At 74.3% G+C, this 19,176-nt stretch carries 16 protein-coding genes and 1 tRNA gene; 3 read left to right on the plus strand and 14 right to left on the minus strand.

The features are described from left to right. Positions 1 to 157 precede the first annotated feature (157 nt). The 6 genes from ACL03H_RS11075 to ACL03H_RS11100 form a co-directional block, all read right to left on the minus strand. Entirely contained in the window at positions 158 to 1,693 is a 1,536-nt protein-coding gene (locus ACL03H_RS11075; protein WP_412811075.1) for an FAD-dependent oxidoreductase, read from the minus strand. Beyond that, positions 1,686 to 2,387 carry a methyltransferase domain-containing protein gene (locus ACL03H_RS11080; protein WP_412811076.1) on the minus strand — a complete coding sequence of 234 codons (702 nt, stop codon included), beginning with the start codon at positions 2,385 to 2,387 and terminating at the stop codon, positions 1,686 to 1,688. Before ACL03H_RS11080 ends, ACL03H_RS11075 begins: the two co-directional genes overlap by 8 nt. Then, complete coding sequence (locus tag ACL03H_RS11085; RefSeq protein WP_412811181.1) at positions 2,384 to 3,367, minus strand: phytoene/squalene synthase family protein; 984 nt, start codon at positions 3,365 to 3,367, stop codon at positions 2,384 to 2,386. The genes ACL03H_RS11080 and ACL03H_RS11085 overlap by 4 nt, the downstream gene beginning before the upstream one ends. 91 nt (positions 3,368 to 3,458) lie before the next feature. After that, complete coding sequence (locus tag ACL03H_RS11090; RefSeq protein ID WP_412811077.1) at positions 3,459 to 4,136, minus strand: fasciclin domain-containing protein; 678 nt, start codon at positions 4,134 to 4,136, stop codon at positions 3,459 to 3,461. A 122-nt stretch (positions 4,137 to 4,258) separates the two neighbouring features. Then, positions 4,259 to 5,776: a molybdopterin-dependent oxidoreductase gene (locus tag ACL03H_RS11095; RefSeq protein ID WP_412811078.1), complete on the minus strand. Its 1,518-nt coding sequence runs from the start codon at positions 5,774 to 5,776 to the stop codon at positions 4,259 to 4,261. Further along, positions 5,773 to 6,450: a hypothetical protein gene (locus ACL03H_RS11100; RefSeq protein WP_412811079.1), complete on the minus strand. Its 678-nt coding sequence runs from the start codon at positions 6,448 to 6,450 to the stop codon at positions 5,773 to 5,775. The genes ACL03H_RS11095 and ACL03H_RS11100 overlap by 4 nt, the downstream gene beginning before the upstream one ends. Positions 6,451 to 6,782: 332 nt before the next feature. Between ACL03H_RS11100 and ACL03H_RS11105 the strand changes: the two genes are divergently transcribed. Continuing rightward, the gene (locus tag ACL03H_RS11105) at positions 6,783 to 7,247 is read left to right on the plus strand and encodes a PPOX class F420-dependent oxidoreductase (RefSeq protein WP_412811080.1); all 465 of its coding nucleotides are present in this window, start codon (positions 6,783 to 6,785) and stop codon (positions 7,245 to 7,247) included. Positions 7,248 to 7,401: 154 nt separating this feature from the next. On the opposite strand, the gene ACL03H_RS11110 is transcribed toward ACL03H_RS11105, so the two are convergent. The 7 genes from ACL03H_RS11110 to ACL03H_RS11140 form a co-directional block, all read right to left on the minus strand. Then, entirely contained in the window at positions 7,402 to 9,924 is a 2,523-nt protein-coding gene (locus ACL03H_RS11110) for an ATP-dependent Clp protease ATP-binding subunit (protein ID WP_412811081.1), read from the minus strand. A 78-nt stretch (positions 9,925 to 10,002) separates the two neighbouring features. Next, positions 10,003 to 10,908 carry a non-homologous end-joining DNA ligase gene (ligD, locus tag ACL03H_RS11115; RefSeq protein WP_412811082.1) on the minus strand — a complete coding sequence of 302 codons (906 nt, stop codon included), beginning with the start codon at positions 10,906 to 10,908 and terminating at the stop codon, positions 10,003 to 10,005. An 11-nt stretch (positions 10,909 to 10,919) separates the two neighbouring features. Continuing rightward, on the minus strand, positions 10,920 to 11,849 hold the full coding sequence (ku, locus tag ACL03H_RS11120) for a non-homologous end joining protein Ku (RefSeq protein WP_412811083.1): 930 nt from the start codon (positions 11,847 to 11,849) through the stop codon (positions 10,920 to 10,922). Between the two features lie 85 nt (positions 11,850 to 11,934). After that, positions 11,935 to 13,689, minus strand: a complete 1,755-nt coding sequence (gene selB, locus ACL03H_RS11125; RefSeq protein ID WP_412811084.1) for a selenocysteine-specific translation elongation factor — start codon at positions 13,687 to 13,689, stop codon at positions 11,935 to 11,937. Next, the gene (selA, locus tag ACL03H_RS11130; protein ID WP_412811085.1) at positions 13,680 to 14,975 is read right to left on the minus strand and encodes an L-seryl-tRNA(Sec) selenium transferase; all 1,296 of its coding nucleotides are present in this window, start codon (positions 14,973 to 14,975) and stop codon (positions 13,680 to 13,682) included. Before selA ends, selB begins: the two co-directional genes overlap by 10 nt. Before the next feature lie 45 nt (positions 14,976 to 15,020). After that, positions 15,021 to 15,416: a DUF5313 family protein gene (locus ACL03H_RS11135; protein WP_412811086.1), complete on the minus strand. Its 396-nt coding sequence runs from the start codon at positions 15,414 to 15,416 to the stop codon at positions 15,021 to 15,023. Between the two features lie 36 nt (positions 15,417 to 15,452). Next, positions 15,453 to 15,548, minus strand: a tRNA-Sec gene (locus ACL03H_RS11140). Between the two features lie 149 nt (positions 15,549 to 15,697). Between ACL03H_RS11140 and selD the strand changes: the two genes are divergently transcribed. Then, positions 15,698 to 16,687: a selenide, water dikinase SelD gene (selD, locus tag ACL03H_RS11145; RefSeq protein WP_412811182.1), complete on the plus strand. Its 990-nt coding sequence runs from the start codon at positions 15,698 to 15,700 to the stop codon at positions 16,685 to 16,687. Between the two features lie 39 nt (positions 16,688 to 16,726). Here the strand turns inward: selD and ACL03H_RS11150 are convergent, their stop codons facing one another. Then, positions 16,727 to 17,377 carry a TetR family transcriptional regulator gene (locus ACL03H_RS11150; protein ID WP_412811087.1) on the minus strand — a complete coding sequence of 217 codons (651 nt, stop codon included), beginning with the start codon at positions 17,375 to 17,377 and terminating at the stop codon, positions 16,727 to 16,729. 115 nt (positions 17,378 to 17,492) lie between these two features. Here ACL03H_RS11150 and ACL03H_RS11155 point away from each other — a divergent pair, with 115 nt between their 5' ends. Beyond that, the gene (locus tag ACL03H_RS11155) at positions 17,493 to 19,175 is read left to right on the plus strand and encodes an MFS transporter (protein WP_412811088.1); all 1,683 of its coding nucleotides are present in this window, start codon (positions 17,493 to 17,495) and stop codon (positions 19,173 to 19,175) included. Position 19,176 lies beyond the last annotated feature (1 nt).

The following is a 19,176-nucleotide window of genomic DNA, read 5'->3' on the forward strand; positions in this document are numbered from 1 at the left end:
CAGCGGTGGCCGAGCGGGCCTGAGCAGGAGTGATTTCCCCTTCCGCTGAACTCCCATCCGGCCGGCCAATTCGCTTATTTAGTACAGTCGCTTCAGTGTTGAGTGAAATCAAATCGCGAAGAACCAAACCAACGGCCAGCTGAGGACGAGGGACGCCTCAGGCCGACCGCGCTGCCATCCGCAACAGGGCGGAGCGGCCGCGCACCGGGACGGTCCACACGTCGTGGCCGCGCAGCCCCCAGCCCCGCAGCAGCCGGTTCGCGGCGAGCATCCCGGTGGTGGCCGCGCGTTCCATCAGCGCCACCGGCAGGTCCACCCGCACGTGATCTCCGGCCAGCACGAGCGCCGGTTCCGGCGTGCCGATCGCGGGTCGGCCGGCGAAGCCTCCCGGGGGGAACAGCGGGCAGTCCGCGCGGAGCTCGTGGCGCTCGTCGAGCACCCGGGCACCCGAGGTCTCCGGGTAGATCCGGTGCAGCTCGGCGAGCACCCGGGAGCGCATTCCGGCGGTGGTGGCGTCCTCGGGCAGCGCGTAGCAGTGCACCTCGACGACCGAGCCGCCGCGGTCGCGGGCCCACCGGGCCGCGCTGCGCTCGTAGCGCTCCAGGACGCTGATGTTGTCCACGGGACCGAAGCCGCTGGTGCCGAGGAACGGGTGGCGGTCCGCGCGCACCGCGCGGTCCAGCCAGAACCGGGACACCAGGAACGGCGGGGCGGAGGGCAGTCCCGCGATGCGGTCCCGCCAGGCCCGGTGCCCGATCCCGGGGGAGCGGCCCAGCAGCCGCTGGGCGGCGCGCAGCTCGGTGGCCAGCACGACGGCGTCCGCGGGCAGCGCGGTCCCCCCGTCCAGGTGTGCGGCGAACTCGCGCGGCCCCTCGTGCGAGACGGCCAGGACCTCGGTGCCGCGCCGGATGTCCGCGCCGCGCGTGGTGAGGTGCTCGGCCAGCGGTTCCCAGAGAGCGGTGGGGAAGGAGTCGGCGGCGACGTCGAACAGGAGTCCCTCGGAGGAACCGAGGAAGTACAGGTGGAACATGAGCGCCAGCTCGGCCGCGGAGAGCTGCTCCGGTGGGGCGAAGAAGCTGCGGGAGAACACCTCGAACGCGAGGTGGCGGGCGGCGGCGGGGAAGCCGATGCGGCGCAGGAGCTCGGTGGCGCTGAGGTGGTCGAGGCGGGCGTAGTTCTCCGGTACGCGGACGTCGGCGAGGGCGGCGGCCGCTCGAAGGTCCATGCCGAGCACGTCGCGCCAGCGGAAGGTGGGGCTGCGGGCGACGAAGCCGAGCGCGTTCCAGGGCGGGGAGGACGGGAGCCCGGCGAAGGTGTCGGTGCTGCCCGCGGCGTTGAGCAGCGGGTACTCGGCCAGCGCGGTGAGCCCGGCGAGCTGCGGGTCGGCCCGGCGCAGCAGGCGCCGGAGGTTGTAGTACTGGCGGAAGAAGGCGTGGAAGCCGCGGTTCATCGGTGCGGTGGTGCGGTCGGCGAGCGTGGTGTTCCACCCGCCGACGCGGCCGCCGAGGTGCGGTTCGCGTTCGAGCAGGACCACCTCGACGCCGCGATCGCGCAGGCAGGCGGTGGCGGCGAGCCCGGCGATGCCAGCGCCGATGACCACGACGCGGGGCGCTGGCCCGGTGGGGCGTTCGGCACCGGGACGGGCGGGGTGGCGCACGGCGCCGCGATCGGTGGTGCGGCGGGGCTCAGTCATGGGGCCGGGTTCCGAGGAAGGTGTGGGTGAGGGTGCGTTGCCAGCCCGTCGTGGGGACGGCGCGGGGCCGGGCGAGCCCGGCGCGGCGCATCCGGGCGAGGAGTTCGGGGGGCGAGTCGAAGCGCAGGGCGCTCCGCCAGAGGTGCCGGTAGAGGTCGGTGGAGCCGGTGGCGAGCCCTCCGGCGGGGATGATCACGGTCCAGCAGATCGCGTGCCAGAGCAACCGGTCGGGGAGGCGGCGCGGCAGCGAGTAGTCGTGGACGGCCAGCGGGGCACCGGGGCGCAGCAGGTCGTGCAGCAGCCGGAGGCCGTGGTCGGGGTCGGGGAGGTTGCGCAGCAGGTAGGCGGCGAGGATGCCGTCGAAGGGGCCGTGCACGCCCGCTTCGGGCAGGTGCCGGGCGTCGGCGTGGACGAAGTGGACGGTGCGGGGCCAGCGCTTGCGGCGGGCGCGGTCGAGCATCCGGGAGGAGCCGTCGACGGCGGTGATGGTGGCGGCGGGCAGGGCGCGGTGCAGGGCTCGGGTGGAGGCGCCGGTGCCGCAGCCGAGGTCGAGCAGGTGCAGGCCCGCGCCCCCGCCCGGGAGGTCGAGCAGGTGGGCGGCGCGGGTGAGGTGGCGGTGGTAGCCGGGATTGGCGGCGACGAGGGCGTCGTAGCCGCGGCCGCCGTGGTCGAAGAGCCCGGGGACGCCGGTCACGGGTGGTTCCGGTGGCGGGCGCGGGTGGCGAGGGCGGTGAGCAGGCCGGGCGCGGCGATGCTGAGCCGGGTGGGGGTGGGGACGACGAGGCGGTCGGCGAAGACCTGGTACCCGGATTCGACGACGAGGTCCAGGATGGCGCGGTAGAGCACCAGGGCGGTGGCGATGCAGGGCCGGGCCGTGGGGTGGAGCAGGTCGATCCCCGGTTCGGCCTGGCGGTAGACGGCGCGGGTGCGGGCAACCTGGTCGGCGAGGGCGCGGCGGACGGGCCCGTCGGGGCGGCGGCGTCGGCGGCACCAGTGCAGGCGTTCCGCGTCGACGCCGAACGCGGCGAGCTCGTCAGCGGGGAGGTAGACGCGGCCGCGGTCGAGGTCTTCGCCGACGTCGCGGAGGAAGTTGGTGTGCTGGAAGGCGTGGCCGAGCGCGGTGGCGTGGGGGGCGGCTTCGTCGCGTGGGGCGGTGGTGCCGAGAACGGGCAGCACCTGGAGACCGATGACGCCCGCGGAGCCGTGGACGTAGTCGTCGAGCGCGGCGCGGGTGGGGTAGCCGCTGGTGTGGAGGTCCATCCGCATGGAGCGCATGAAATCGGTGAACAGGGTGCCGGGCAACTGGTAGCGGTGCGCGGTGTGGGCGAGAGCGGTGAGCGCCTGGTGGTGCGGGGTGCCTCCGGCGAGGGCGTTCCGCAGGTCGTCGTCGACGCGGTCGAGGGCGGCGTGGCGGGTGCCGGGTGCGGTGGTGGTGTCGTCGACGATGTCGTCGGCCCAGCGGGCGAAGCCGTAGAGGGCGTGCACGGCGGGGCGTCGGGGTGGGGGGAGCAGCCGGGTGGCGAGGAAGTAGGTGCGGCCGTGCTGGGCGTTGAGGCGGCGGCAGTGGAGGTAGGCGGCGCGCAGTCGGGGGTCGCGGATGTCGGCGGCGTCGAGTTCGGCGCGGGCGGCGGTGGGTGGTTTCCGGTCGCGTCGCTGGGAATTCGGGCTGACCACGGGCACGGGTGGATGGAAGCACACCACGTGCGGGCGGCGCTCGGCAGCGCTGCCCGCACGTGGGCCGGGACACCCCGGTCGTGTGGTGGGGTCACATGCCGGGCATGAGGACCTTGTCGATGACGAACACGGTGGCGTTGGCGGTGGGGACGTTGCCGCAGAGCACGGAAGCGCCGTTGACCTTGAGGTCGTCGCCGGAGCCCTCGATGGTGAGCTGCTCGCCCTGGGCGGTGGGGACGGTCTTGGCCTGGCTGAGGCCCTCGGCGTCCATGCGCTCGGGGACGACGTGGTAGGTGAGGATGTCGGTGAGCTTCTGCTTCTGGGCGGGGTCGTTGAGCAGCTGGTTGAGCTGGTCCTCGGGGATCGCGTCGAAGGCGGGGTCGGCGGGGGCGAAGACGGTGTAGGGCGTGTCGGCCTTGTTGAGGGTGTCGCCGAGCCCGGCGGCCTGGACGGCGGCGGTGAGCTTGGTGAGCAGCGGGTTGTTGCTCGCGGCGGTGCCGACCGGGTCGTCGATCATGCCCTGCACGGAGCCGGGGTCGTTCGGGTCGGTGGGGACCTGGGCGCAGCCGGGGCCGAAGACGTCGTCGGCGGTGGTGACGCCGTTGGCGGCGGGCTGGGTGTCCTGCGCGTCGCCGGGGGCGGGTGCGGGCGCGGGAGCGGGGGGCTGCGCGGCCGGTTCGGAGGACTGCTCGCCCTGGCCGCAGGCGCTGAGCGCGAGGGCGAGGGCGGCGGCGGTTCCGGTGATCGCGGTGGTGCGGCGGATGCGCATGGGGTGGTGTCTCCCTGGGTCGGGGTGGGCGGTGGCCCGCTGTCTCGTCTGGTGTTCGGGGCGGTGGGTGGGGTGGATTGGTGCGATCGGGATCTTTTTCGGCGCGCGTCCGATGGGGACGGTCAGCGGGCGGTGCAGAACACGGAGTGCCAGCCGGTCGCGCCGTCGGGGAGGACGGGGGCGCGGCGGGGTGTCTGGGTGGTGCCCGCTCGGTCGGTGGCGCGGCATTCGATGGTGTGGCCGCCGGGGGTGAGCTCGACCTCGGCTCGCCACATCCGCCAGGTGCTGGGGTTGACGTCCGCGGAGAGCCGGGCGTCTTGCCAGGGGCCGCCGTCGACGCGGACTTCCACGCGGTCGATGCCGATGGGTTGGGCCCAGGCGGTGCCGGCGATGGTGGTGCGTCCGGCGGGGACGCGGGCGAAGCCGCTGGGGCTGTCGATGCGGGATTGGACCTTGATGGGGGCGAGGCGGCCCCAGCCGCGCTGGACCCAGTAGGCGGGTTTGTCGAAGGTGGTGAGTTCGAGGTCGGTGAGCCACTTGGTGGCGGAGACGTAGCCGTAGAGGCCGGGGGTGACCATGCGGACGGGGAAGCCGTGCTCGTCGGGCAGGGGCTGGCCGTTCATGCCGTAGGCGAGCAGGGCTCCGCGGCGCGGGTCGAGGAGGGCTTCGGTGGGGGTTCCGGCGGTGAAGCCGTCGGTGCTGGTGCTGAAGACCTGGTCGGCGCCGGGGCGCACGCCCGCCTGCAGGAGGACGTCGCGGATGAGGATGCCGGTGAACTGGGAGGTGGAGACGTAGGGCCCGCCGACCTCGTTGGACACGCAGGTCATGGTGATGGTGCTGGTGGTCTGCGGGTAGCGGGTCAGGGCTGCGAAGTCGAGGTCGAGTTCGCGGTCGACCATGCCGTGCACGCGCAGCCGCCAGTCGGCGAGGTCGACCCGGGGGACGGTGAGGGCGGTGTCGACGCGGTAGAAGTCGCTGTTGGGGGTGAGGAAGGTGGGGGTTCCGGCGTCGGCGAAGTCGGTTCCGGGCGGGAGGGGTCGGGGTCGCGCGGTGGTGAGGGCGCGGGCGATGGTGCGGCGGGAGTTGTCGGCGCCGCGGCCGCTGGTGAGCAGGGTGCCGGTAGCGGCGGTGACGCCGGCGGTGGTGGCGAGGGCGGCGGCGGTGGTGAGGAAGCGGCGGCGGCCGGTGGCGGTGTCGCGGGGCCGGGTGGCGGCGCGGTGCAGCAGCCGGAAGGAGGCGACGCCGGCGAGGGTGGCGACCGCGGGGGCGAGGACGGCGAGGGCGCCGAGGTCGGGGCGGGAGAAGACCGCGACGATGCCGAGCAGGCCGAAGGCGCCGATGATCGCGCTGCCGGGCAGGGGGCTGCGGCGGGACAGGAGCCCGGCGGTGATGGCGAGGACCGCGATGACGAGGCTCATGCCGACGAGCAGTGCGGTCTTGTCGGCTTCGCCGAAGGTGGCGATGGCGAACTGCTTGACCGCTTCGGGGGTGCGGTCGATGGCGGCGTTGCCGACGGCGACCACGGGGGAGGAGCGGGGTTCGAACAGGGCCGCGGCGAGGTGGCCGGTGCCCAGTGCGGTGGCGGTGGCGAGCAGGCCGCACGAGGCCGCGGCCGCGGGTCGTGGGGTGGTGGTGTTCACCTGGGGTGTTCGGAGCGGGTGGGTCGGGGGACGGGTGGGTCGGGGAGCTGGGCTTCGCGGACGGCTTCGTCGAGGCCGTCGAGCAGGACGATGCCGAGGGTGTTGGCCATGGATCCGGTGGTGAGTTCGGCGCGGAGCCGGGCGGCGAGGTGCCGGACCCGGCGCGGGTCGGGGCGGCTGGTGCGGGCCGCGGCCCAGAGGGCGCGGGCGGTGCGCTGGACCTGTTCGTCCTCGCCGTAGCGGGCGTGCACGGTGGGGAGGGCGAGCAGGCAGACGCGGGCGACGCGGGCGATGCCGTCGAGGGCGTCGGGGGGGACGGTGGTGGGTTCGGCGGAGTGGCGCGGGCCGATGACGGTGGGGGGTGCGGGGCTCGGATCGAGGCGGGTGGAGTCGCGCCAGGCGCGGGGGTCGGCGTCGTGCTCGCTGACGCAGATGAGGCCGGAACCGGTGAGTCCGGCGCGGTGGGGGAGTTCGTCGTCGGGATCGCCGGTGGTGGCGACGAGGTGGTGGTGGCGGAGCAGGGCCAGCGCGGCCGCGAGTTCGCCCGCGTGGGGCGGGGGTGCGAGGGCGAGGGCGCGGGCGCTGCGCAGGAAGGCGGCGACCTCGGGGCGGAAGTGGTCTTCGGCGTAGAGGTAGCGCAGGAATTCCCGTGCGATGGTGTCGGTCCTCGGCAACGTGCTCTCCCCGTGTCGCGCGGCCGGACGTGTCGTTCCGGCGCGCGGTGCGGTGCTCCTCGCGGGACGGCCGCGGGTGGCCGTCGCCGCGTCCCCAGTTCGCGGTTCCCCAGTTCGCGGTGCCCGGTGCGATGCCGGCCCGCCGGGTCAGGCTAAGCGGGCGGCGGCGCAGATCGCAGGGCCTTTCGTCACTCACAAGGAGCGTTCAGCAGGGGGATTGTGCCGTGTGATCGAGCTGCGGGCGGCTGGAAACGTCACGAGCGCGGGGGTGCCGGTCGGGGTGCTGGGGTAGGTTTCGCGGCGGAAGTCGTTCGCCCGTGGGAAGGATCGTCGTGGCCCCCTCCATCGCCACCAACAGCAGGGTGGATCGTGCTGAGCTGCTGGAGTTCCTGCGTCCGCGGCATCGGGCGTTGCTGGTCACGGAGCGGGAGAGCGGGCGTCCGCAGATCTCACCGGTGACCTGCGGGGTGGATGCCGAGGGCCGGGTCGTGATCTCGACGTATCCGGAGCGGGCGAAGGCGGTGAACGCGCGGCGCCGGGAGCGGGTGTCGGTGTGCGTGCTCTCCGACGAGTTCAACGGGCCGTGGGTGCAGGTGGACGGTCGGGCGGAGGTGGTCGATCCGCCGGAGAGCGTGGAGCCGCTGGTGGAGTACTTCCGCTGCATCTCGGGGGAGCACCCGGATTGGGAGGAGTACCGGGAGGCGATGCGCAAGCAGGGCAAGTCGCTGATCCGGGTGGAGATCGAGGAGTGGGGTCCGATCGCGACGGGCGGGTTCCCGGCGCGGTTGGCGGAGTGATCCGTCGCTGGACGTGGTGACGCCCAGGGCTTGCTGGGGGTTCGAGCCCTGGGCGCCTTCGCACCGCACGAGGGGGAGGTGCGGCGGCAGCTCCATCGTAACCCATCGCAGCGGTTTCGTCACCGTCCGTGCTGTTGTGGTGGTGGCGCTCGGCTCAGGACGTGCCCGCTCCGGTTTCGAGCGCGGGGCGGACCTCGAACGTGAGGTGGTCGCCGGAGGTGTCGACCTCGACCCGCTGTCCTTCGCCGAGCCTGCCTTCGAGGAGGAGTTCGGAGAGGGAGTCGTCGACTTCGCGCTGGATGGTGCGCCGCAGGGGGCGGGCGCCGTAGTCGGGCTGGTGACCGTGTTCGGTGATCCAGTCGACGGCGGCGGCGCTGAAGTCGACCTCGATGTCCTGGGTGTGCAGGCGTTGGCGGGTGTCGCCGAGCAGGAGCTCGGTGATGCGGTGCAGCTGTTCGCTCTCCAGCCTGCGGAAGACGACGACTTCGTCGATGCGGTTGAGGAATTCGGGGCGGAACGTCTCCCGGAGTCGCGCGAGGATGCGGTCGCGGGCCGGTTCGTCGGCGCGTTCCTGGTCCCGGCTGGAGAAGCCGAGGACGCCGGAGCGCTGCGAGATGATGTCGGAGCCGAGGTTGCTGGTCATGATCAGCACGGTGTTGGTGAAGTCGACGGTGCGGCCCTGGCCGTCGGTGAGGCGGCCGTCGTCGAGGACCTGCAGCAGCGTGTTGAACACGTCGGGGTGGGCCTTCTCGATCTCGTCGAGCAGGATCACCGAGTAGGGGCGGCGGCGGACGGCTTCGGTGAGCTGGCCCGCTTCGCCGTAGCCGACGTAGCCGGGTGGTGAGCCGACGAGCCTGCTGGCGGTGTGGGATTCCTGGAACTCGCTCATGTCGAGGCGGATCATGCGGTCCTGGTCGCCGAAGAGGGATTCGGCGAGGGCGCGGGCGAGTTCGGTCTTGCCGACGCCGGTGGGTCCGAGGAACAGGAAGGTCCCCACCGGCCGGTGCGGGTCGCCCATGCCGGTGCGCGAGCGGCGCACGGCGCGGGCGATGGCGTGCACGGCTTCGTCCTGGCCGATGACGCGCTCGTGCAGGTGGTGCTCGAGGTTCATCAGCCGGGTCTTCTCCTGCTCGGTGAGCTGGGTGGCGGGGATGCCGGTGGCGCTGGCGACGATGTCGGCGATCTCCTCGCGGCCGACGACGGGGATCCCCTCGCCACCGCGGCGCTGGGAGCTGATGCGGTCGCGGACCTCGCTGATCTGGTCGCGCAGGGCCGCGGCGCGTTCGTAGTCCTCCTCGGCGATGGCCTGCGCCTTGTCCCGGGCGAGGTCGTCGGATCGGGCCTCCAGCTCGCGCAGATCGGTGTCGGGAGTTCCGGCGCGGAGGCGTTTGCGGGCGCCGGCCTGGTCGACGAGGTCGATGGCCTTGTCGGGCAGGAACCGGTCGGTGATGTAGCGGTCGCCGAGTTCGGCGGCGGCGCGCAGCGCGTCGTCGGAGAAGCGGACCTGGTGGTGGGCTTCGTAGCGGTCGCGGAGGCCGCAGAGGATGCGGGTGGTGTCGGCGACGGTCGGCTCGTCGACGGTGATGGGCTGGAAGCGGCGTTCGAGGGCGGCGTCCTTCTCGATCGTGGTGCGGTATTCGTCGAGGGTGGTGGCGCCGACGACGTGCAGTTCGCCGCGGGCGAGCTTGGGCTTGAGCATGTTGCCCGCGTCGACGGCGCCCTCGGAGCCGCCGGCGCCGACGATGGTGTGCAGCTCGTCGAGGAAGATGATCAGCTGTTCGCGATGCCTGCTGATCTCGTCGAGGATCTTGTTCATGCGTTCTTCGAAGTCGCCGCGGTAGCGGGTTCCGGCGACGACCCCGGCGAGGTCGAGCTGCACGACGCGCTTGTCGTGCAGGGAGTCGGGCACGTCGCCGTCGATGATGCGCTGGGCGAGTCCTTCGACGACGGCGGTCTTGCCGACCCCGGCTTCGCCGATGAGCACGGGGTTGTTCTTGGTGCGGCGGGACAGGACCTCGATGGTCTGCTCGATCTCGTCGTCGCGGCCGATGACGGGGTCCAGCTCGCCGTCGCGGGCGCGGGCGGTGAGGTCTTGGCCGAACTGCTCGAGGGTGGGGGTGCTGGCGGTGTCGGCCTGGTCGCCCTGGCGCGCCGAGGGGTGGTCGGCTGCTCCCGCCTGCAGCGATTCGAGGGTGACGTGGGCGGTGGCGAGCAGGCGTCCGGCGGGGGACTCGGGATTGGCGGCCAGGGCCAGCAGCAGGTGATCGGGGCCGATGTAGGAGGAGCCGACGGCGCGGGCGATCTGGTGGGATTCGAGCAGGGCGCGCTTGGCTCCCGGGGTGAGGGCCGGGGGCTGGGTGACCGGTTCACCGCCGGGCAGCTGGGCTTCGACGCGACCGGCGAGGCCGTCGGGGTCGGCTCCGGCTCGGTCCAGCATCCCGCGGGGCACCTCGGAGCGGGTGGCGGCCCACAGCAGGTGGTGGGTGTCGAGGTCGCGGCCGCCGCGGTCGACGGCGAGGCGCGCGGCGTCGGCGACGAGGTCCTGGGCGTGGCGGCTCATCAGCCGGGTGAGGTCGACGCGCTGGGGCTGAGGGCTGTCACCGCCCGAGAGGTAGCGGGCGAGGAAGTCGTCGAACGGGCTCGAACCGAACCCGCCGGAGCCGAAGAAGCCGGACATGGTCGCCCCTTCCGGTCGATGGCACTCCTCGGGGTCTTCCCGCGCGGCTCGTGACCTCAAACCCGAGGTGGTGGCGGGTCAGAGGGGATGCGGGTCGCGGTGCAGGTCGGCGAGGAGGTCCCCGTCGCGTTCGACGCGGGCGAGGACGTCGGAGGCGGTGAAGCGCAGCTGGGCGGGGTCGCGGCAGGAGCGCACCTCGTCCCAGGTGATCGGGGTGGAAGCGGTGGGGTGTTCGCGGGCGCGCAGCGAGTAGGGAGCGATGGTGGTCTTGGCGGTGTTGTTCTGGCTCCAGTCCAGGAAGACCTTGCCGGTGCGCTCGGCGCGGCTCATGGTGGCCAGCAGCTCGCCGGGGTGGGTGGCGGCCAGGGAACGGGCGAGGTCCTTGGCGTAGGCGGAGGTCTGGTCGCCTCGGGTGGTCGTGACGGGGCAGTACAGCTGCATCCCCTTGGCGCCGCTGGTCTTCGGGTAGGCGCGCAGCCCGTCGGCGCGGAGCCGGTCGTGCAGGAGTTCCGCGGCGCGGCAGCAGTCGACGACGGTGGCGGGCGGGCCGGGGTCGAGGTCGAACACGAGCAGGTCGGGCGGGTTGCGCCGGTCGCCGTCGCCGACGGTCCACTGCGGGACGTGCAGTTCGAGGGCGGCGAGGTTCGCGGTCCACACCAGGGTGGGCAGGCTGTCGATGAGCACGTGGTGGTTCACGGCGCGGCCGGTGCCGTCGGCGCCGCTGACGAGGCGGGCGGTGGGCACCCAGCCGGGGGCGTGGCGGGAGACGTTCTTCTCGTAGAAGGAGTCGCCGTTGACGCCGTCGGGGAAGCGGATGAGGGTGGCGGCGCGGCCGCGCACGTGCGGCAGCAGCGCGGGGGCGATGCGCCGGTAGTAGTCGATGACGTCGCGCTTGCGGAAGTCAGCGGCGGGGTAGAGGACCTTGTCCAGGTTGGACAGGGTGAGGTCTCGGTCCTCGACCCGGACGGTGACGCGGCTGCTCACGGCGGGCCCGCTCAGCTGGCGGCGCGGGAGGCGTCGCGCACGGCGGCCTCCAGGTCGGAGCGGTTCATCTTGGAGCGGCCGCGCACGCCGAGCTCCCTGGCGCGCTTGTCCAGCTCGCCCTTGGTGAGCTCGGCGAGGTCCTCGCGGCCCCGGCGGCGCTTCTTGCGGCCGCGGGCTTCGTCGACGCTGCGGCGCAGCGCGTCGGTGAGATCGATGACGTCGGTGGGCTCGGCGGGTTCCTCGGCGGTCTCGGGGGCGGCACCGCGGGCCTTGTCGGCGAGGAGCTTCTCGACGCGCTCGGTGTAGGTGTCCTCGTAGTCCTGGGGGCGCCAGTCGTCGGCCATGGATTCGATGACGGTCTCGGCCATGCGCACCTCCTTGTCGGAGGGCGCGGTGCCCTCGACGTCGCCGAGGAGCTCGCCGGGTTCGCGGATCTCGTCGGCGAAGAACAGGGTGTCCAGGGCGAGCGCGGTGTCGTCGGCGCGCACGGCGGTGAGGTATTCCCTGCCGCGCAGCACGAACCGGGCGATGCCGACCTGGTTGGTCTGCTCCATGGCGCGGCGCAGCAGGTCGTAGGGCCGGTGGTTCTCCTTGGCGTTGGGGGCGAGCCAGTAGGTGCGCTGGAAGTGCACCGGATCGATCTCGTCGAGGTCGACGAACGAGGTGATGTCGATGGTGCGGGAGCGGCCGGGGGCGATCTCGTCGAGCTCCTCGGGTTCGACCGTGACCAGGACGCCGTTGATCTCCCGGCCCTTGACGATGTCGCCGTAGTCGACCTCCGCGCCGGTGCGCTCGTTGACGCGCTTGTAGCGGACGCGATCGGTGGTGCCGCGCTCGTACTGGTGGAAGGAGGGGCTGTGGTCCTCGGTGGCGGCGTAGAGACCGACCGGGATGGTGACCAGCCCGAAGTGGATCGAGCCCGTCCAGATCTTGCGCGCCATGACGTGCCTCCCTCGCCGCCGGGGCGCCGCGGCCCGCTGCTCGTTCCACGATGCGCCGGGGCGGGCCTGATCGCAGGGGCGTGCGTCAGCGGAGCTGGTGGGTTCCGTCGGGCAGGGCCCGGGTGCCGCCTCGGGCGGCGAGCAGTTCCAGCAGGGGGATGGTGACGCGGCGGGTGGTGCCGAGGGCGCGGCGGGCCTGGGCGGGGGTGAACGGCTGCGGGAGCGCCGCGAGCAGGACCAGGGCCCGCCGCTCGGCGCCGGGCAGCAGGACGACGTCGGGGGCCAGCCGCAGCAGTTCTCCGGCGCGCACGGCGGCGGCCAGGGGGGCGCCGCGCAATCCGAGCTCGTCGAGTTCGGCGGTGGTGGGCGCGGTGAACGGGGCGTCGGTGAGGGCGCGGCGCAACCGGTCCAGCGCGTCGGCGACGGGCCGCGGCCAGGGCGTGCTGCCGAGGTGCAGCCTGCCGCGCTCGGCGCGGACCTCGCGGGCGGCGGGCACGTCCAGCAGCAGCGGGAGCAGGCCCGGTTCGGGCAGCTGGAGGGCGCGCCGCGCGGCGTCGGTGCTGAGACCGTCGGCGAGCGGGTCGCGGTCGCGGTGCTCGCGCAGCAGCCGCAGCAGGTCGGCGGTGAGGACGTCGCGGTGGCCGGGGTCGAGCAGCCACCCCGCCGCTTCCGGGGTGCCGGGCGGGGTGGTGGCGCCCATCGCCGACAGCAGTTCGCGCGGTACCAGCCGGCGTCGCCGCAGTTCGGCCGCGCCGTCGGGTCGGGCGCTCATCGCGGCGAGCGCGGCGGCCCGGCGGCGGGCGTCGCCGCGTCGCCGCAGCGGGGGCGGGTGCACGTCGAGGAGCACGGCGCCGCCGAGGACGCGGTGCGCGCCGGGGTCGCGCAGCAGCGCCCGGTCGCCGATGTGCACGGGCAGCGGGCGGCGCAGGGCGAGCCGCGCGGTGTCGGTGCCCAGCGGCCGCACCCGGGCGGGGACGGCGGCCGAGCCCAGGTGCAGCACGAGGTGGCGCGGCAGGTCGGCGGCCTCGCCCGCGCACAGCCGCACGTCGAGCAGGTCGCTGTCGAGCCAGTGCCCGGGCGCGAGCAGGGCGTGCCCGCGGCGGACCTCGTCGAGGGGCAGGCCCCGCAGGTTCACGGCGACCCGCGCCACGGCGGTGACCTCGGTGCGGGCCTGCCCGAGGGCGTGCAGGCCGCGCACCCGGAGGTCGCGGCCGTGCAGGCGCAGCTGGTCGCCGGTGCGCAGCGTCCCGGCGGGAAGGGTGCCGGTGACGACGGTCCCCGCGCCGCGCAGGGTGAACGCCCGGTCCACCCACAGCCGCACGGGTGCGGCGGGGTCGGCGGCGGGAAGTCGCCGGGCCAGGTGCGCGAGCGCGGTGCGCAGCCGGGCCAGTCCGTGCCCGGTGCGGCCGCTGACGTGCACGGCGGGGGGCGCGCCGAGGCTGCTGCGGGCGAGGTGGTGGCGGGCCTGCTCGGTGGCCGCGGCCGGGTCGGCGAGGTCGCAGCGGGTGACCGCCAGCAGGCCGTGGCGCACGCCGAGGGCGTGCAGGGCGTCGAGGTGTTCCTCGGATTGCCGCTGCCACCCCTCGTCGGCGGCGACGACGAACAGCACGGCGGGCACGGGGCCGATCCCGGCGAGCATGTTCGGCACGAATCGTTCGTGGCCGGGAACGTCGACGAACGCCAGCAGCTGCTCGTCGACGCGGGTCCAGGCGAAACCGAGGTCGATGGTGAGGCCGCGGTCGCGTTCCCCGGCCCACCGGTCGGGTTCCATGCCGGTGAGCTGCCGCAGCAGGGTCGTCTTGCCGTGGTCGACGTGCCCGGCGGTGGCGATCACCCGCATCCGGCCGCCGCCAGCACCGCGTCGCCCAGCGCCGCGTCCGCCTCGGGGGCCACGGCCCGCAGGTCGAGCAGGCAACGGCCGCGTTCCACGCGCCCGAGCACCGGGGCAGGCGCGGTGCGCAGGGCCGCGGCGAACTCGGCGGGCAGTCGCACGGCTGCGCTGGGCAGCTCGACGCCGGGCGCGCCGCCGCCCCCGACGGTGGCGGTGCTGGGTCCCGCGTCGGCGTCGAGGCCGTGGTCGCGCAGCCGGGCGGCGAGCCGCCGCGCGCGGTCGAGCAACCGGTCGGGGGCCCGGTCGAGGGCCTCGGCGGTGGGGGTGGCCGGGCCGCGCACGGTGGCTTCCAGGGCGGCGAGGGTGAGCTTGTCGACCCGCAGCGCCCGGGCGAGCGGGTGCCGCCGCAACCGGTTGATCAGCTCGGCGCTGCCCAGCAGCAGTCCCGCTTGCGGGCCGCCGAGCAGCTTGTCGCCGCTGGCGGTCACCAGGTCCGCCCCGGCGGCGAGGGTGGACTGCGCGTCGGGTTCGTCGGGCAGCGCGGGGTGCGGGTGCAGCAGGCCGGAGCCGATGTCGGCGATGATCGGCACGTTCAGCGCGCGCAGCGCGGTGACCGGCACCTGGGAGGTGAAGCCGGTGATGCGGAAGTTCGACGGGTGAACCTTGAGCACCGCGCCGGTCTCGGGGCCGAGGGCGTCTCGGTAGTCGGCGAGGTGGACCCGGTTGGTGGTGCCGACCTCGCGCAGCCGGGCCCCGGTGGCGGTGAGCAGTTCGGGGATGCGGAACCCGTCGCCGATCTCGACGAGCTCACCGCGGGCGAGGACGAGTTCGCGGCCCGCGGCCAGCGCGGTGGCGACGAGGGCGAGGGCCGCGGCGCCGTTGTTGACCACGTGCGCGTCCTCGGCGGCGGGAATCGCGGCCAGCAGCGCCTCGCGGGCGCCGCGTCCGCGCCGGCCGCGGCGGCCGGTGGCCAGGTCGAGCTCCACGTCGGTGGTGCCCGCGGCAGCCCGGACGGCGTCGACGGCGGTGGGGGAGAGCGGGGCGCGGCCGAGGTTGGTGTGCAGCAGGACGCCGGTGGCGTTGAGCACCGGCCGCGGCCCGCCGGGCGTGCGGGGCAGGTGTTCGCGGGCGGCGGGCACGACGTGCTCGGGCGGGATCAGCCCCTCCCGGGCGTCGTCCTGCGCGCGGTGCACGGCGGCGCGGACGGCGTCGCGGCCGAGGTGGCGGGCCGCCTCGGCCAGCGCCGGATCGTCGAGCACCCGGTCGGTGGCGGGGATCCGGCGCCGCGCGTCCATGCGCCGGAGCATAGGAGCCTCGGCGCCGGTCCGCGCCCGGCGAGCTCAGCCGGGTCCGTCGCGCCAGACGGCCCGGTATCGGGCGGCCGCGTCGGCGTCCATCCGGCCGCGCACGGCCGCGCCGTGCCCGGGCGGGAAGCCGTGCCTGCTCAGGCGCGCGTCGACGCTCTCCACGGAGCTGGTGAGCACGATCCGCAGCACCACCAGCACCCCGAGCAGGACCGCGCCGAGCGCGATCGGCCACGATCCGCCGGCCCACCACAGCACGGCGAGCACGAGCGCGGTCAGCGGCAGCACGTGCAGCAGGCCCCGCACGCACACCCGCAGCACCCAGCTGGGGCAGGTGGCGTCGTGCAGCACCCAGTCGCGGAACCGCTCGGGCAGCGTTCCGCCGTACTGGTAGTAGATCCACCACCCGGGGCCCGGCCGCGTGAACGACATCGCGGCATCGTATCCACCCGGTCGGGTGGCTTGGCGTGGCGGAGGCGGACGGGAATCGAACCCGCCTGACCGAGGTGCTCGGCCACGTCGGTGTTGAAGACCGCGGGGGCCACCAGGCGCCCTGACGCCTCCTCCGCCCGTCGTGCGGGCGGCGCCCAAGCTACGCCCGCCGCGTTCCAGCCGCGCGGGGACCGGTGCGGGTGGGCCGCGCCCCGTCGGTGTGCGGACCGCTGCCGGAGGCGGGCGGCGGGGTTACGGTCCGCGACGTGACGGAACTCGACGTGCCCGCCCGGTACCGGCTCACCCAGCACGCCCACGGCGGTGGGTGCGCCTGCAAGATCCCGCCCGGGGAGCTGGAGGAGGTCGTCGCCGACCTGCGCGCCCTGCCCGACCCGGCGCTGCTGGTCGGGGTGGACGACGGCGACGACGCCGCCGCGGTGCGCCTCGATCAGGCCGGGCAGGCGGTGGTGAGCACCGCGGACTTCTTCACCCCCGTCGTCGACGACGCCTACGACTGGGGGCGGATCGCCGCCGCCAATGCCCTGTCCGACGTCTACGCCATGGGGGCTCGCCCGGTGCTGGCGATCAACCTGCTGTGCTGGCCCCGCGAGCGGCTTCCGCTGGAGCTGGCCCGCGAGGTGCTGCGCGGCGGGCTCGACATCGGCCGCACCGCCGGGTGCCCGGTGGCCGGCGGGCACAGCGTTGACGACCCCGAACCCAAGTACGGCATGGCGGTGACCGGCGTCGCCGACCCGGAGGCGTTGCTGCGCAACGACTCGGGCCGGGCGGGGCTGCCGCTGTCGCTGTCGAAACCCCTCGGCGTCGGGGTGCTCAACACCCGGCACAAGGCGACCGGCGAGGTGTTCCCGCAGGCCGTGGCAGCCATGACCGAGCTCAACGCCGACGCCTCGGCCGCCGCGCTGACCGCCGGGGTGCGCTGCGCCACCGACGTGACCGGGTTCGGGTTGCTCGGCCACCTGCTGAAACTGGTGCGCGCCAGCGGGATCTCCGCCGTGCTGGACGCTTCCGCGGTCCCCTACCTGGAGGGGGCGCGGGAGGCGCTGCGCGACGGGCACGTCAGCGGCGGCACCCAGCGCAACCTGGACTGGGTGCGCCCGCACTGCGCGCTGGGGGCGGTCAGCGAGGGCGAGGCGCTGCTGCTGGCCGACGCCCAGACCTCCGGGGGCCTGCTGATCGCCGGGGAGATCCCCGGGGCGCCGGTCATCGGCGAGCTCGTCCCGCGCGGCGACCACCTCATCACGGTCCGCTGAGCCCGGAGGCGCCCGGCCGGGCGAGGCGCGAGGCGGGCCTCAGCTCGTCCCCGGGAACCCGGCGTCGCCGGTGATCTCGCGCATCCCGGCGGCGGTGTCCTCCAGCAGCGCGGACAGCACCTCGGGCAGCGGGGTGCCGTCGGTGCGCACCAGCCAGGACCGCATCGCCGTGCCGAAGCAGGTCATCATCAGCATCGCCCAGGTGTAGAGGTGGGGTTCCGGGCGCCCGTCGCCGCACTGCTCGGCGAGCGCGGCGGCCACGTCGTGCACCCAGCGGCGGTGCAGCAGGTGCGATTCGTAGTCGCCGGTGGCCTCCAGGGACTCCAGCAACCGGGCCCGCAGGAGGTGCTGCTCGCGGTCGGCCTGCACCCGCTCGGCGGTGTCGAACATGGCGGCGGCGAGCTTGCGCATCGGGTGCTCGCCGGGCGGGCGGGCGGACAGGACGGCGCGCATCCGCTCCTGCTCGCGCAGCGAGTCGCCGAACAGCACGGCGTCCTTGCTGGGGAAGTGGCGGAAGAAGGTGCGGGGCGCGATGTCGGCGGCCTCGGCGATCTGCTCGACGGTGGTGTGGTCGAAGCCCCGCTCGGTGAACAACCGCAGCGCCGCCTCCTCGATGCCCGCCCGGGTGCGTGCGGTCCGGCGCCGCCTGCGGTCGGCGGGTTCGGGAGGGTGCGCGGGTGCGGCGGTCATGCGCCCCAGGTTCGTCCCGCCGGACGAGGGCGTCAACGGTGACTGATGTCATGAGTGACAGATGGCAGTCCTGACATAACGTGGTCGCGTCACGTTCGCGAACTGAGGAGACCTCGTGTCCGGTACCGACCCCGATCCGGCCCCGGGAGGCGCCTCCAACGGCGGCGCGCGGCACGAGGGCCCGCGCACCGAGGGGGAGCGCCGCGCCGTGGCCGACGGCATCGACCTGGGGGTGTACCGCCGCCGCTGGGCCACGCTGCTGGTGCTGTGCCTGGCGCTGTCGGCGACGATGCTGGCCAACACCTCGCTCGGGGTGGCGCTGCCGTTCCTGTCCCAGGACCTCGGGTCCTCGCTGTCGGACCAGCAGTGGTTCAGCAACGCCTACGCGCTGGTGTTCGCGGGCCTGCTGTTCACGACGTCCACGATCGCCGACCGCTACGGGCGCAAGGCGATGCTGCAGGCGGGGCTGGTGCTGTTCGGGGCCGTGTCGCTGTACGTGTGGCTGTTCGTGGGCTCCAGCGCGGAGCTGATCGCCGCCCGCGGCCTGCTCGGCCTCGGCGCCTCGATGATCATGCCGGTGACGTTGTCGATCCTCACCAGCGTGTTCCCCAGCTCCGAGCGCACCAAGGCGGTCGGGGTGTGGGCGGCGGTCTCCGGTGCGGGCACCGCGCTGGGCCCGGTGATCGCCGGGCTGCTCCTGGAGTTCACCACCTGGCACGCCACGTTCGCCATCAACGTCCCGGTCGTGATCGTCGCGGTGATCGCCGGCGTGCGGTACGTGCCGAAGCACGCGGGAAGCGCCGGACCCGAGGGCGGGCACGGCGGCATCGACCTCGGCGGTGCGCTGCTGTCGACGGCGGGCATCACCGCCGTGGTCTACGGGCTCATCGACGCCCAGCACGTCGGCTGGACCGCGCCGCGCACCCTGGTGGTGGTCGCGGCCGGGTTGGTGCTCGTCGGGGCGTTCGTGCTCTGGGAGCGCCGCGCGAAGGACCCGATGCTGGACGTGTCGCTGTTCGCCAACGCCGCCTTCTCGGCGTCGGCGGTCGCGCTGACCCTGGTGTTCTTCGCGATGATCGGCGTGTTCTTCTCGCTGAGCCAGACGCTGATCCTCGTGTTCGGCTACTCGCCGCTGGGTTCGTCGGTGGCGATGCTGCCGATGTCGGTGATGATGGTGCTGATCGCCCCGCAGGTCGCGGGCATCGTGGGCCGGTTCGGCCCGCGCGGCACGATCGCGACCGGGCTGGTGCTGGCCGCGGCGGGCATGGCCGGGCTGAGCACGCTGACGGCCGGTTCCGGCTACTGGCACCTGCTGCTGCCGCTGGCGCTGACCGCGGCCGGCATGTCGCTGGCGATGGCCCCGGCCACCGATCAGCTCATGGCCAACGTGCCGAGGGCGCGCGCGGGCATGGGCTCGGCCACCAACGACGTCACCCGCGAGGTCGGGGCCTCGCTGGGCGTCGCGGTCCTCGGCAGCGTCCTGGGCAGCACCTACGCGAGCCACCTCGGGCCGTCGCTGGCGGGACTGCCCGCGCGGGCCCGGGAGACCGCGGAGCTGTCGCTGGCCGGGGGCCTTCGGGTCGCCGCGTCGCTGGGCGAGCGCGGCACCGGCCTGACCCGGGACGTGCTGGTGGCCTGGATGAGCGGGATGCGCTTCGCCAACCTCGCCGGGGCCGGGCTGATCCTGGTGGCCGCGCTGATCGCGTTCATCTGGATGCCCCGCACCTCCGCCCGCGCGGAGGAATCCGATGCGGGCGAGGCGGCGGACGACGCGGTGCGGGAGGACGTCGGCGGCTGAC

Origin of the sequence: Saccharopolyspora antibiotica (genome assembly GCF_047200635.1) — a bacterium.
In the GTDB taxonomy this organism is placed as follows: domain Bacteria; phylum Actinomycetota; class Actinomycetes; order Mycobacteriales; family Pseudonocardiaceae; genus Saccharopolyspora_C.